Annotated in this window: 11 protein-coding genes, 1 tRNA gene and 2 pseudogenes; 8 read left to right on the top strand and 6 right to left on the bottom strand. The window is 55.6% G+C overall.

Annotated features, from left to right (window positions below; all coding sequences use genetic code 11):
• Positions 1–34: 34 nt before the first annotated feature.
• Both yicI and K5I40_RS20785 read right to left on the bottom strand, forming a co-directional pair.
• A pseudogene (yicI, locus tag K5I40_RS20790) lies at positions 35–2,286 on the bottom strand (alpha-xylosidase); the annotation flags it as partial.
• 12 nt (positions 2,287–2,298) lie between these two features.
• On the bottom strand, positions 2,299–3,693 hold the full coding sequence (locus K5I40_RS20785) for a glycoside-pentoside-hexuronide family transporter (protein ID WP_039030187.1): 1,395 nt from the start codon (positions 3,691–3,693) through the stop codon (positions 2,299–2,301).
• Between the two features lie 283 nt (positions 3,694–3,976).
• Between K5I40_RS20785 and K5I40_RS20780 the strand changes: the two genes are divergently transcribed.
• Positions 3,977–4,071: transfer RNA gene (locus tag K5I40_RS20780), tRNA-Sec, on the top strand.
• A gap of 341 nt (positions 4,072–4,412) precedes the next feature.
• Here the strand turns inward: K5I40_RS20780 and K5I40_RS20775 are convergent.
• On the bottom strand, positions 4,413–4,604 hold the full coding sequence (locus K5I40_RS20775) for a toxin-antitoxin system HicB family antitoxin (RefSeq protein ID WP_039030188.1): 192 nt from the start codon (positions 4,602–4,604) through the stop codon (positions 4,413–4,415).
• A 135-nt stretch (positions 4,605–4,739) separates the two neighbouring features.
• On the opposite strand from K5I40_RS20775, the gene K5I40_RS20770 reads away from it, so the two are divergent.
• The 4 genes from K5I40_RS20770 (at position 4,740) to K5I40_RS20755 (ending at position 8,821) form a co-directional block, all read left to right on the top strand.
• A complete protein-coding gene (locus K5I40_RS20770; RefSeq protein WP_223075501.1) occupies positions 4,740–5,021 on the top strand; it encodes a SymE family type I addiction module toxin in 282 nt (93 codons plus the stop codon).
• A 961-nt stretch (positions 5,022–5,982) separates the two neighbouring features.
• Positions 5,983–6,969, top strand: coding sequence for a TRAP transporter substrate-binding protein (locus K5I40_RS20765; protein WP_223075500.1), 987 nt, complete (start codon positions 5,983–5,985; stop codon positions 6,967–6,969).
• 47 nt (positions 6,970–7,016) lie between these two features.
• Positions 7,017–7,520, top strand: a complete 504-nt coding sequence (locus tag K5I40_RS20760; protein WP_223075499.1) for a TRAP transporter small permease — start codon at positions 7,017–7,019, stop codon at positions 7,518–7,520.
• On the top strand, positions 7,520–8,821 hold the full coding sequence (locus tag K5I40_RS20755; protein ID WP_223075498.1) for a TRAP transporter large permease: 1,302 nt from the start codon (positions 7,520–7,522) through the stop codon (positions 8,819–8,821). The genes K5I40_RS20760 and K5I40_RS20755 overlap by 1 nt, the downstream gene beginning before the upstream one ends.
• 90 nt (positions 8,822–8,911) lie before the next feature.
• Here the strand turns inward: K5I40_RS20755 and K5I40_RS20750 are convergent.
• The 3 genes and pseudogenes from K5I40_RS20750 to K5I40_RS20740 all read right to left on the bottom strand — a co-directional run bounded on the left by K5I40_RS20750 (position 8,912) and on the right by K5I40_RS20740 (position 11,200).
• Positions 8,912–9,291: pseudogene (locus K5I40_RS20750) on the bottom strand (GNAT family N-acetyltransferase).
• 306 nt (positions 9,292–9,597) lie between these two features.
• Positions 9,598–10,599, bottom strand: coding sequence for a class I SAM-dependent methyltransferase (locus K5I40_RS20745; RefSeq protein ID WP_223075497.1), 1,002 nt, complete (start codon positions 10,597–10,599; stop codon positions 9,598–9,600).
• Positions 10,600–10,675: 76 nt separating this feature from the next.
• Positions 10,676–11,200 carry a lipocalin family protein gene (locus K5I40_RS20740; RefSeq protein WP_039030194.1) on the bottom strand — a complete coding sequence of 175 codons (525 nt, stop codon included), beginning with the start codon at positions 11,198–11,200 and terminating at the stop codon, positions 10,676–10,678.
• 117 nt (positions 11,201–11,317) lie between these two features.
• On the opposite strand from K5I40_RS20740, the gene K5I40_RS20735 reads away from it, so the two are divergent.
• The 3 genes from K5I40_RS20735 to K5I40_RS20725 all read left to right on the top strand — a co-directional run bounded on the left by K5I40_RS20735 (position 11,318) and on the right by K5I40_RS20725 (position 13,615).
• Positions 11,318–12,043 carry a MerR family transcriptional regulator gene (locus K5I40_RS20735; RefSeq protein ID WP_039030195.1) on the top strand — a complete coding sequence of 242 codons (726 nt, stop codon included), beginning with the start codon at positions 11,318–11,320 and terminating at the stop codon, positions 12,041–12,043.
• Between the two features lie 99 nt (positions 12,044–12,142).
• Positions 12,143–12,553, top strand: a complete 411-nt coding sequence (uraH, locus tag K5I40_RS20730) for a hydroxyisourate hydrolase (protein WP_223075496.1) — start codon at positions 12,143–12,145, stop codon at positions 12,551–12,553.
• Between the two features lie 102 nt (positions 12,554–12,655).
• Entirely contained in the window at positions 12,656–13,615 is a 960-nt protein-coding gene (locus K5I40_RS20725; RefSeq protein ID WP_223075495.1) for a DUF523 and DUF1722 domain-containing protein, read from the top strand.
• The last annotated feature ends 109 nt before the right edge of the window (positions 13,616–13,724 follow it).

Below are 13,724 nucleotides of genomic sequence, written 5' to 3'. Positions count from 1 at the left end.
CTTTCACCACCACACCCCACTCGCTTCCAGCATGTGACGCCCCTTTCACGCCGCCGATCCGCTGCACATTGCGCAAACAGACCGACCAGCCCCGCGCCTCGCCGCTCCCTTTTAGCGTCAGGGTATCGCCGCTGCGCGTTGCGGTCAGGGTAAAGGCCACGGCACCGTTCAACCCAGGGACTTCACTCACCGCCGTAGCGCCATCGGCCAGGTTAAACAGCTGGAAGGCGGTGCCTTCATTCCACGCGTAGTCCGGTTTCCGATCGTTATTGCCCAACGCCAGCAGGGTGTTATCGCGGACGTAGACCGGCAGGCTCTGGAAATCATGCTGCTGTTTATGCCAGCGGCTGCCCTGGATTTCGTCGTTATGCCACAGGTGCGTCCAGCGCCCTTCCGGCAGGTAAAACTGCACGTCCCCCGCCTCGCTGAACACTGGCGCAACCAGCACTGAATCCCCCAGCATGTACTGGCGGTCGAGGTAGTCGCAGGCCGGATCGTCCGGGAATTCCAGCATCATCGCCCGCAGCATCGGCGTACCGAACTCACGGGCCAGCGGCGCCTGGCGATAGAGGTACGGCATCATCCGGCATTTCAGCTGGGTGAAGTGGCGCACCACGTCGCAGGACTCGTCGTCATACGCCCACGGCACGCGGTAGGATTTGCTCCCGTGCAGGCGGCTGTGGCTGGAGAACAACCCGAACGCGCACCAGCGTTTATAGACGTGCGCCGGAGCGGTGTTCTCGAACCCGCCGATATCGTGGCTCCAGAACCCGAACCCGGAGAGCCCGATCGACAGCCCGCCGCGCAGGCTTTCAGCCATCGACTCGTAGTTGGCGTAGCAGTCGCCGCCCCAGTGCACCGGGAACTGTTGCGCACCTACTGACGCCGAACGGGCAAACAGCACCGCCTCTTCCTCGCCTACCGTCTCTTTCAGCACGTTCCACACCAGTTCGTTGTAGATGTAGGCGTAGTGGTTGTGCATCTTCTGCGGATCGGAGCCGTCGAACCACTGCACATCCGTCGGGATGCGCTCGCCGAAGTCGGTTTTGAAGCAGTCGACGCCAATATCCACCAGGCCTTTCAGCTTGTCGGCGTACCATTGCAGGCTTCGGGGTTGGTAAAGTCGTAGATTGCCAGCCCCGGCTGCCATTTATCCCACTGCCACAGTGAGCCGTCCGGGCGTTTCAGCAGATAGCCCTTCTCTTTCAGCTCCTTAAAGATCGGCGATTTCTGCCCGATGTACGGGTTGATCCACACGCAGACCTTCAGCCCTCTCTCCTTCAGGCGACGGATCATCCCTTCCGGGTCCGGGAAGGTCACCGGGTCCCACTCGAAGTCGCACCACTGGAAGGCCTTCATCCAGAAGCAGTCGAAGTGGAAAACGTGCAGGGGCAGGTCGCGCTCGGCCATGCCGTTGATAAAGCTATTCACCGTCGCTTCGTCGTAATTCGTGGTGAACGAGGTGGTGAGCCACAGGCCGAACGACCACGCAGGCGGCAGCGCCGGACGGCCGGTGAACTGCGTATAGCGGTTCAGGACCTCTTTCGGCGTCGGACCGTCGATGACGAAATACTCCAGATACTCGCCCTCGACGCTGAACTGCACCTTCGACACCTTCTCGGAACCGATTTCAAACGAGACGTTTTCCGGATGGTTCACCAGCACGCCGTAGCCGCGGTTGGTGAGATAGAACGGGATATTCTTGTACGACTGCTCGGTGCTGGTGCCGCCGTCGCGGTTCCAGGTTTCGACCGTCTGGCCGTTGCGCACCAGGGCGGTAAAGCGCTCGCCCAGGCCGTAGACGGTTTCGCCCACGCCCAGATCCAGACGCTCAAACATGTAGTTGCGATCGGTGTTGCCGTCCTGCACGTAGCCGTTGTTTTTCAGCTGGCTGCCGGTGATGCGCTGCCCGTCCCTGAAGAAATCCAGCGACCAGAACTCGCCTTTGGTGACGCGCACGCTGACGTTGCCGCTTTTCAGCTCAGCCAACTCCGCGTTGTTTTCAATCTGCACGTTAACGTCTTTCAGAACGTTAAGCGGGTAGTGTGGGCCGTTATTGAGCGCGCCCTGGAAGTGCTCGATTCGCACCCCGACAATCCCCTCCTGCGGCGAGAACAGGCGCACCGTGAACATCAGGGTATCCAGCTGCCAGGTGCGCTCACGCACGTCGCGCGGGGCGACATAGACCACCAGATCGTTGCCCTGCTGTTCCACATCAAACACCTGAACCGGACAGGTTACGTTCAGGCCCGGTTGAATGAGCCAGTTTCCGTCACTGATTTTCATGCTTTCGTCCTCTTAGTTCTGCAATTCTTTGCTGACCGGCAGGGTATTAAACTCCTGCTCATTACGACGCGCGCCCTGCGCCAGATCGCTCATGATTTTGACCAGGAATGGCGTTTTCAGGCTGTAGTAGCGTTTGGCGATCACCGCGCTCAGCAGGTAGCACGCGGCCGGTACCAGGGTAAACAGGGCGATGATGATGCTGATGGTGGCGCTGTTCTGGGTTTTGGCTGCGGCATCGTAGCCGCCGCCTGCCAGCATCCAGCCGATTAACGCCCCGCCCAGCGCCAGGCCCAGCTTCAGCACGAACAGCGTGCCCGCAAAGCTGATGCCGGTGAGGCGTTTGCCGTTGGTCCACTCGCCGTAATCGACGGTATCGGACATCATTACCCACTGGATCGGCGTCACCAGCTGGTGCAGCACGCCAATCACGAAGATAAAGCCGAACATGGTGATGCTGGCCTGCATCGGCACGAAGAACATCGCCACGCTCGCCACCGCCAGCAGGGCGTTGGTCCACCAGAAGACGCTGACTTTGCACTTCCAGTCGGTGAGGGGTTTCGCCAGCGCGGAGCCAATCAGGTTGCCGACGCAGTAGGTAGTCAGGAAGGCGACGAACAGCTCCGGCGAGCCCATGATCCAGGTGACGTAATACATCATCGCGCCGCCGCGCACGCACACCGCCAGAATGTTGAGGATGGTGAGCAGCCCGACGATGCGCCACTGGTCGTTGTGCCAGATGTCGCGCAGATCTTCACGCATGGAGGTGGTGCTCGGCGGCACCTGGATGCGCTCTTTGGTGGTGAAGAAACAGAACGCCAGCATCAGGAAAGCCACCACCGACAGCACCGCGATGCCGCCCTGGAAGCCGAACGCTTTATCCTCGCCGCCAATCATATTCACCAGCGGCATCATCAGCACCGTGGAGAGCATGCCGCCCGCCGTCGCCAGCACAAAGCGCCAGGACTGGAGGGAGATACGCTGCGTCGGGTCGTTGGTGATCACCCCGCCCAGCGCGCAGTAAGGGATGTTGACCACGGTATAGAGCAGGGTCAGCAGGGTGTAGGTGACGGCGGCGTAGATCATTTTGCCGTTCAGGCTGAGGTCCGGCGTGGTGTAGGCCAGCACGCAGACCAGGCCAAACGGGATGGCGCCGAACAATATCCACGGGCGGAACTTACCCCAGCGGCTGCGGGTGCGGTCGGCAATCAGCCCCATGCACGGGTCGGAGATGGCATCCAGCGCGCGCGCCAGCAGGAACATGGTGCCGACAAACCCGGCGGGGATGCCGAAGATATCGGTGTAGAAGAACATCATGTAGAGCATGACGTTGTCGAAGATGATGTGACTTGCGGCGTCACCCATGCCGTAACCAATTTTCTCTTTGACGGATAAGACTTCGCTTTTCATTATTTTTCCTTCACGCGTAGGGCGCTGAGACCGGTTACATGTTTTGTAAACCATGCCCCGCCCGTCAGGTATTGCGTTTTCTGGTTACGTTTTTACGATTCTTGTTTTTTGTGATCGCGTTAAAAGTGCGTGGAAGGAAAATGTAACCTGAGGATTTTCTTAAGAATTGCCTTAAAAGGGGGGATGCAGGTCAAAAGAGGACTAAAAAATGTGTGCGAAAGGTTGGGGTAAATGATTGAAAGTAGATATAATGCGCCCCGCCTCCATGTAGCAATCGAGGCGCGGAAGATCGTCATCTCCGGTGAGGTGGCTGGACTTCAAATCCAGTTGGGGCCGCCAGCGGTCCTGGGCAGGTTCGACTCCTGTGATCTTCCGCCAAAATTTCTATTTATCCCATATTCGATTTTTATCTCTCTAGTCCTAAATTTCCTGACGCATAAAATGATATGCAATGAAGATAATTTTTTTGCTATTTTATTGCACCCGTTTCTCGCTGTAAGAACATAAAAAGATTTTGGAAAACATTTCTAAAAAAAGAAGCTTAAAATCTTTATTTTTAGTAGGTTAAGCGTTACTTGAGAAAATGTATCTCTCTTTCTTAAAAATCATGCCAGGGCTTTTAATATTACTCCCTTCGCATTCTATGGATAACTTAAAAAATGGATGTTGATTCTATTATGAGAACCATCATAATAAAATGTAACTGATGGATAATTAATTTAAGATTTTGGCTCAATGCCTAAATTATTTAATTCTTTTCGTCCCAAGGTCTTTAGCCAATTCCCCAAACTCATCCCCTCCGCCTTAGCCGCCGCCTCAAACTGCGCCTTCAACTCAGGCGTAATTCGAATCTGAAAAGTCGGTGCCTTACCGGATTTTGACTGATTTGGATCGCGTTTAGCTGTTGACATGTACGTACCTGTGAGAGCAATATCTAACCATTCAGGTACGTACCTTATCACAGTATAACCTGAGTCGAAACGCCCTCGTCCGGTAGTTGCAATACCCGACGAGAGCTAACCTCACCAACTATCAAGGAGTTGATTATGGCTGATTCGCATTCTACCCCAGACACCACCGCAACCGGAACTGAGCGTACATTAATTGTGGGATATCGCCCGCAAGGTCGCGATCGCAGTACGCCAAACCTGATCCTTTCCGGCAAATGGCTGCGTGCGGCGGGGTTTGATACTGGCGATAAGGTGACGTTAAAAATCATGGATGGCTGCATCGTCGTGATGGCGCACAACCCATATGAAAAGATGCTGCTGAGCGAATTAAAACAGGCACAGCAGAAGCTGAAAGACATTGAAATCGCTATTGCATAACAAGTGCATCTCCAACCTGTAAGTAAGACTTACAGGTTGGACAGACATTCAGTTGTTCGGTAAAACCGAACAACTGCCCTCAGCCCCGTGCAAAAAATGCATGCTATTAAAACAAGCGCAACAAAAGCTGAAAGGCATTGAAGGAGCGCTGGCTCTGGCTTAAATACCTGATAACGAACTCACAGCAACGAATAAACCACAATAAATCAAAAAACTAACCGCGGCGCCATGGTCCGGCTGAAAATCGCCGAAGCGTTTCCTCCAGGCCGGGGCGAGGCGCATGGATGCGCCGAGAGGGCGTGACCTACAGGGATGTAGGATCACGCCCGACCCGAAAGCCGGAGGGAATAAGCTGAGGACAAAATTGCCGGGAGCAATTTTGGACAGCGCTTGCGCTGGCCCCAAAGGGGTGAGCCCCAGGGATGGGGCGAACAATCCGCGAAGCGGCGATTTTCTTTGCCGGGAGCCGGGATGGCTAAGGGGGCGAAGAGCCCCTTAACACGTTCACGGGTGACCCTGCTGAAAGAGAAGCACAGAACATGAAGTGAATGGAACCACCACCTGAGTCGCATGCTCCCCCTCACCCCATCCCTCTCCCCAAAGAGGAGAGGGAGCCGATCGTGCCAATACTCAGGCATCCCCCCGGTTATTCCTGATCCAATATTCGGTATTTCCGATACCGCCACCAAAAGATATTTAACCTCGTTAATAATGAATCAACCCATCGATATTACCTGTGTATTTCCTCCGTTATATTTCCACTATTAATAATTCGCACACCATGCTTCTTAAATAAATTTAACCCAGCGCACAAAAAGCGACACAAATTCATCGTCTACGGAAAAAGTGTGACGCAGATTATCCATTGCTGTCTGACAACCAGGATAAGATGTCATACAGAAAAAGTTAAATCGTCATCAGATATAAACCAAACGTATATAATTTCAGCATGGAGCACATCATGAAATCACCTTTATTCACCCGAACTCTTCTGGGCGCATCTCTGTTTGCACTGCTGGCTACCGGGGCGAGTGCAGCAGAAAAAGTCACGTTAAAACTGGCACATAATCTTGAACGCAGCCACGTCGTTCATCAGGCCTTTGAGCAGATGGCTAAAGAGGTCAAACAACTTTCCAATGGCAACATGACGCTGCGTATTTATCCGAGCAGTCAGATGGGCAGCGCTCGTGAAACCATGGAATTACTGCAAAACGGCGCGCTGGATATGACCAAAGGCTCCGCCAGCGATCTGGAGTCATTTGATAATACGTATGCCATTTATAATTTACCGTACCTGTTTAAGGATCAGGCGCATTTTAATAAGGTGGTCTTTGGCAGCGTCGGCAAAGAAATTATGGACGCCAGTAAAGATAAAGGCTTCTTTGCGCTTTCCGCCTATGTCGCCGGGACCCGCAGCTTCTATGCTAAAAAACCCATTACCACGCCAGCCGATTTAAAAGGGCTGAAAATTCGCGTTCAGGCAAGCCCAACAACCCTGAAAATGGTTGAGCTGATGGGCGGTTCCCCGACGCCAATCTCGTTCGGCGAAGTCTATACCGCCATGCAGCAGGGCGTGGTGGATGGCGCTGAAAATAACGTCCCGTCCTGGGTGCAGACCCGTCACATTGAAATCGCGAACGTCTTTTCTGAAGACGAGCATGCTTCCATTCCGGACTTCCTGGTTATCTCCACGAAAACCTGGAACAAGCTGACGCCGGAACAGCAGCAGATCCTTACTAAAGCCGCGAAGGACTCTGAGGCCTGGCAGCAGAAAGCCTGGGATAAGGTCGAAGCAGAAACGCGTGCGCAGGCCACAGCGATGGGCGGCAAGTTTGTTACGGTCGACAAAGCACCGTTCCGCGCAGCCGTACAGCCGCTGTACGACGACTTCAAAAAAGATCCTAAGCAGGCCGCCCTGCTTGCAAAATTCGAACAAGCCGCTGAATAACGCACCTCCGGGCCTGCCTGCAGGCCCGCTTCTCCAGGGAATAACCTATGATAATTGACCGCATAAAAACGCTGGTTGATCGCACTATTGCGGCCTTTTCCGTCGCAGTGATGATCGCGCTGGTGGTCTGCGTGGTGTGGCAGGTGTTCAGCCGCTATGTGCTGAACCAGCCAAGCACGATGACCGATGAACTGGCTCGTTACCTGATGATTTGGGTAGGGCTCCTGGGCGCGGCGTACACCGTCGGGGCGCAGCGGCATCTCTCTATCGATCTGTTCGCCATGATGCTGAAAGGCCCAAAGCAGGCCATCCTGAATATCGTCATTAACGTGCTGATTTTCCTCTTCTCAGGATTGGTTATCGTTACCGGCGGCCTGAAGCTGATTGATAAAACCCTGGCGACTTCCCAGGTCTCCGCCGCCATGCAAATCCCGATGGGTTACGTCTACCTCATCCTGCCCCTGTGCGGCGCGGTAATGATGTTCTACGCCCTGTACTTTATCGCTACTGGCATTCGTGGCCTGTCCCGGCCGCAGGAAGGAGTTCACTGATGGATGGAACGATCGCATTAACACTGTTCGGCACTTTCTTTGTGCTGGTGTTTATCGGCTTACCCATTTCGTTTTCTATCGGCATTGCCACCTTCGCCTCGATGCTGTTGATGTTCCCGTGGGACATCGCGGTGATCACCGTCTCCCAGCGTCTGGCAAACGGGCTGGATAATTTCGCCCTGCTGGCGATCCCGTTCTTTATTTTCGCCGGGACGCTGATGAACAGTGGGGGAATAGCGATACGGCTGATTAACCTGGCGCAGGTGATGGTCGGCCGTGTGCCGGGTTCGCTGGGCCACGTAAACGTGCTGGCGAATATGATGTTCGGCTCAATCTCAGGTTCAGCCGTAGCCGCCGCGGCGGCAGTAGGCGGGACGCTCAACCCTATCCAGACAAAGCAGGGCTACGATCCGGCATTCTCAACGGCGGTGAACGTCTCTTCCTGTATTACCGGGCTGCTGATCCCACCGTCAAACGTGCTGATTGTCTTCTCGCTGACGGCGGGTGGCGTATCGGTCGCATCGCTGTTTATGGCGGGCTATCTGCCAGGCATTCTGATGGGGCTGGCCATCATGGTGGTCTGCGCCATCATCGCCAAACGACGCAATTACCCCCTCTCCGAACGCCCGACCTGCGCCCAGGCTGCGAAAGCGCTTCTCGACGCCCTGCCAAGCCTGCTGCTGGTGGTCATCGTGATGGGCGGCATTCTGGGCGGCGTGTTTACCGCCACGGAAGCCTCGGCGATTGCGGTGGTGTATACCTTCATCCTGTCAGTGTTGATCTACCGTGAAGTGAAGTGGCATCAGCTGCCGAAGCTGATTCTGGAATCGGTGGTCACCACGTCCATCGTATTGTTGCTGATTGGTTTCTCGGTAGGTATGTCATGGGCGATGACCAATGCCGATATCCCGTACATGATAAGCGACACGCTGATGGGGATTTCGGATAACCCGCTGATCATCCTGCTGCTGATTAACATCGTGCTATTAATTGTCGGCATCTTCATGGATATGACGCCTGCGGTGCTGATCTTCACCCCGATTTTCCTGCCTATTGCTCAGGAGCTGGGGATGGACCCGGTCCACTTCGGCATCATGATGGTGGCGAACCTGTGTATCGGCCTGCTGACGCCGCCGGTGGGCAGCGCCCTGTTCGTCGGCTGTTCGATTTCAGGGGTGAAAATCCAGCACCTGATCAAGCCGCTGCTGCCGTTCTATGCCGCACTGCTGATCGCGCTGATGTTGATCACCTATATCCCGCAGATTTCTCTGTTTATTCCACAGGCGCTGGGGCTGATGTAACGATCGCGCTGGCACGATGCTTACCCGACCTACGGTTTTGGTTTTTGTAGGCCGGGTAAGGCGAAGCCGCCACCCGGCGTTGGGCGGGAATTAGCCCTCGTACCGCATATGCAATAATGGGAACGGATTACCCTGCCCGTCCAGCTCTAAGCGACCAGTCTGCTCAAACCCCATATGACGATAAAAACCAACGCCCTGCGGTTTTTGCTCGTTGACGTCCACTTCGTTGGCACCGAGATGCTCAATGGCATAAGTCAGCAAATATTTGCCGACGCCTTTTCCCCGGCTCGCATTGTCTACAAAGAGCAATTCAATGCAGTTTTCATCCACGCCCAAAAAGCCGTGAATCAAAACGGGCGCAGGGCCGCACTATCGCTCTCCTGCAGAAAGTGATGGGTAGCACGAACGGAGGACTCCCAGATCGCGACGAGACGTTGAAATTGTGAGGGTACTGCGGGTTCGATTTTCATGATTGAGTCATGATATGGCAATGGAGCAATATCAGGGTTTTCCATGGCATCTCTAAACAAGGACGATAAAAGTAATGATAAAAGATTCAACTAACAGCCCATCAGCCGAACATGAAGACAGTAAATTAAAGTCCCTGAATCAAGTGATTGCTTCCCGATCACTGGCAAGCCAAAAACGCATCGGTGTTATGGCAAATAAAATAAATCAAGAAACACGCCAACAAATGCTGCACAAAGAGTTGAAAGGGTCGTAGCGACTTTTCCCCTCACCCTGACCCTCTCCCCAAAGGGGAGAGGGGATAAACATTATTCCACCCGCACCTCCATCACCGCATACACCCCATCCTTCGGCACGATCACCGTGACGTTTTCCGCCGGAATGCCCGCCGCCAGGTGGATATCCTGGAGCTGTTGCAGAGTACGGGGAAATATTGGCGTCCAGCCGATACAGCGCAGGGCAAAATCGATCTGCGGGCTGCTGGTCAGCATGTTCGAGACGATGATCGCCCCGCCGGGTTTCACCAGCCGCAGGACGTGTTTCAGGAAGGTCACCGCCTCGGTGTCGTTGAAATATTCGAAGATCCCCAGCGCATCCACCAGCTCGACGTGGCCTTCGCCCAATTCCTGCACCAGTTTGTCGCTGTGGATCAGGCAATCTTTCAGATCGCGCTGCAATATCGTGACCTGCTCTCCGACGCTCAGCCCCTCGGCGGCGGTCATTTTCTCCGCCCATTTCAGGGAGACGGGATCGTAGTCCACCAGGGTTAGATGCACCTTTTGCCCGTCGAGATGCGCGCCGCGCAGCGCCTCCAGCACCGGAACGGCCGCACCGCTGGCGAGGCTGACCCAGACGTTGTCGATATCGTTACGCAGGTACTGTTCCGCCAGCACGGCCATCACTTTCGCGCGGGAGCGGATACCAATAGCGTCATTGGCGTGAATAAACCACTGGCGGCTGTTGCTGTCCATCCGGGTGCCGTCGGGAAGGTGTTCGTCCAGCGGGTTCTGGATGGCGTACAGAGCCAGCGCCGTGGGCACCAGCCGGGTGCGCCAGGCCACAACGGCGGGGCGATTGGTAAAAGCCTTTTCAGACCAGCTGTGCTGGCATTTCAGGGTTTTCTCTCCGCGGGCATCCTTTTCCACGATGGGCGGCATTAGCTGCGGGTCCGCTTTTAACGCCCGGTCGAAGGCGTTGAGTTCGCGCGTCACCTCGTCTTTCATCGGCCAGTTATCGCTGATATCAGGAAACGACGCGCTGTGGATGGTCATGGTAGACGGCGCGGTGCCGCGAAAGGGTTGCCAGTGCATAAGTTCATCTCCCGTGTGCCCATGACGGAAGTCTACTTCCCTGTTCGCTCACCGCCCCAGGAAGAAAGCACGATCTTTAGTGCTTCACCCATACCAGCTGATCGACCCGGAAGCCCAGGCTACGCGCGGTGTTCAGGTAATCCTGTTTCACTGCGTCCGGAATGGTCGGCGTACGCGACAGGATCCACAGGTAGTCGCGGTTCGGGCCGCTGACCAGCGCGTACTGGTAGTCGTCGTCCAGCTTGATCACGTTATATCCGCCGTAGAACGGGCCGAAGAATGAGACCTTCAGCGCGGCGGTCGTTGGCGCACCGGTGTAAAAGGCTTTCCCCTCGCTCTCACTCCACTTGCGCTTCACCGGATCGTATCCCCGGTTGAGCACGCTGATCCCGCCGTCGCTGCGCTTGCCGTAGGTAGCGGTCACCTGCTCCATCCCACGCTCGAAGCGGTTTTCGAGACGGGCGATTTCATACCATTTGCCGAGATAGCGGCTGGCGTCAAAATTGGTGATCGGCTGCACGCCTTTCGGCGGCGTTGGGGATTTACAGGCAACCAGGGTCAGCGCAATGGCGACACCGGTCACAACAGGCCATAGTTTCATGAGAACTCCTTTCATTTGCGCGTCTGGAAGTAAAGTGTAGTGCACCGGTCTGGTGCTTCATCCCGCAGGCAAATATTCGTAGTATATTGAGATTATTCCTTCCCTTCGGATGCAGACATGGCCTACTCCATCGGCGAATTCGCCAGACTCAGCGGCATCACCGCCACCACCCTGCGCGCGTGGCAGCGCCGCTACGGTTTACTCAAGCCGCAGCGCACCGAGGGCGGCCATCGCCAGTACAGCGAAGAGGACGTCCAGCAGGCGCTGAAGATCCTCGACTGGGTGAAAAAAGGCGTCCCCATTGGTCAGGTGAAGCCGCTGCTGGAGCGCCCTTCCCCGAACCGCACCAACAACTGGCTGACGCTGCAAATGAGCATGCTGCAACGTCTGCAGGAAGGGAAAATAGAATCCCTGCGCCAGATGATTTACGACGCCGGTCGCGAATATCCGCGGCCGGAACTGGTGGCGAAGGTGTTACGCCCCCTGCGCAGCCAGGTCTCGGCCAACGTTGCCGCCGCCATGACCCTGCGCGAGATCCTCGACGGCATCATCATCGCCTACACCTCGTTTTGTCTTGAGGGCGATAAGAAAGCGCCGGGCGATAACCTTCTGCTCAGCGGCTGGCACCTGAACGACCCGTGCGAAATCTGGCTCGAGGCCTTAAGCCGTACCGGTCAGGGCCATCGGATCAACATCCTGCCCATTCCCCCTGCCGCGCTGGCCCCGGAGATTTTCCCGGACCGCCAGTGGCTGCTGGTCACCAGCGGTAAACTCAACGCCGCGCGCAAAAAGCAGGTTGAGCAGTGGCAGCAGCAGGTTTCCCTTGAGGTGATTATCCTCTGACGATTTTCTTCTGTGGGAATCTTCACGAAAAGTTGAATATTTTCCCGCGCGGCAAATGCTAACGTTTTCCTGTGACTTACCACTCCACAGGAAAACCCAATGAAAAAAACTGCCCCTCTGCTGATCCTGGCCTCTATGGCCTTCGCCCCTGTCGCCTTTAGTGCCCCTGTCGGCACGCTGAGCGTGCATATTCTTGACCAGCAAACCGGCACGCCGCCGCCGGGCGTCAGCGTCACGCTGGAAAAACAGCAGCAGGACAAATGGACCACCGTCGCCAGCGGTAAAACCGACCAGGACGGCCGCATCAAGTCGCTCTATCCCGAAGATCAGGATATGCAGCCTGGCGTCTATAAAGTGACCTTTAAAACCGCCGACTACTTCCAGGCGAACAAGCTGACCTCGTTCTTCCCGGAGATCCCGGTGCTGTTTACCGTGACCCGCACCAACGAAAAGCTTCACATTCCGCTGCTGCTCAGCCAGTACGGTTATTCGACCTATAAGGGCAGTTAAAAGCCATTGATATTTATCGGTAATAAAAAATAACCCCGCCAATACTTGGACAAAATAGTCAATTTGTGTAACTTTTAGATATCGGCTCTGGAGGTACACACCATGACAACGAAACCTGTGCTGGGTATTAGCGGATGTTTGACCGGTTCCGCCGTTCGCTTCGACGGCGGGCATAAGCGTATGGGCTTTGTCATGGACGAGCTGGCCCAGTGGGTCACCTTCAGGCCCGTCTGTCCGGAAATGGCCATTGGCCTGCCAACGCCGCGCCCGGCGCTGCGCCTGACGCTGACCGACAGCGGTGAGACGCAGATGCGGTTCAGCAAAGCACCTCATGAAGACGTTACGCAAAAGATGGCCGACTTTGCGGCGGGTTATCTGCCGAAGATCGGCGATCTGGCCGGATTTATCGTTTGTGCCAAATCCCCAAGCTGCGGCATGGAGCGCGTGCGGCTGTATGATGAAAACGGCAACCGGGGCCGCAAGGAGGGTGTCGGGCTGTTCACCGCCGCCCTTCTTGAAACCTGGCCGTGGCTCCCCGTGGAGGAAGATGGACGCCTGCACGATCCGGTGCTGCGGGAGAACTTCGTGGAGCGCGTCTTCGCCCTTCACGAACTGAACACCCTGCGCGCCAATGGCCTGACGCGCCGCGCGCTGCTGGACTTCCACAGCCGTTACAAACTCCAGCTGCTGGCCCACCATCAGGCGGGCTATCGGGAGATTGGCCCGTTTGTCGCCTCGCTGCATGAGTGGGAAGACCTGGACGAGTTCTTCGAGGCGTACCGCGAAAAGCTGATGGCGATCCTTAAGCAGCCCGCCTCGCGGAAAAATCACACCAACGTGCTGATGCATATTCAGGGCTATTTCCGTAACCAGCTAAACAGCCGTCAGCGCGGCGAACTCCGGGACGTGATCCTGCACTATCGCGACGGGCTGCTGCCCATTCTCGCCCCACTCACGCTGCTGAAGCACTATCTGGCGGAATACCCCGACCGCTATCTGATGACGCAAAACTACTTTGATCCCTATCCTGATGATTTGGGTCTGCGTCTGGCCGTGACATGAAGATAAAAATGCGAAGGCCCCGTTGACCCACAGAGGCCCGAACAATACCCCTTTAGACGACACCCTCACTGTCGTCTTTTTTTTTGCAGTTTACTTAAAATACTGTAAC

Source organism: Leclercia sp. LTM14 (genome assembly GCF_023736175.1).
Lineage (GTDB): Bacteria > Pseudomonadota > Gammaproteobacteria > Enterobacterales > Enterobacteriaceae > Enterobacter > Enterobacter barmai.
Note: the sequence above shows the minus strand (reverse complement) of the source record. Positions and strands in the feature narration are given on the sequence as shown.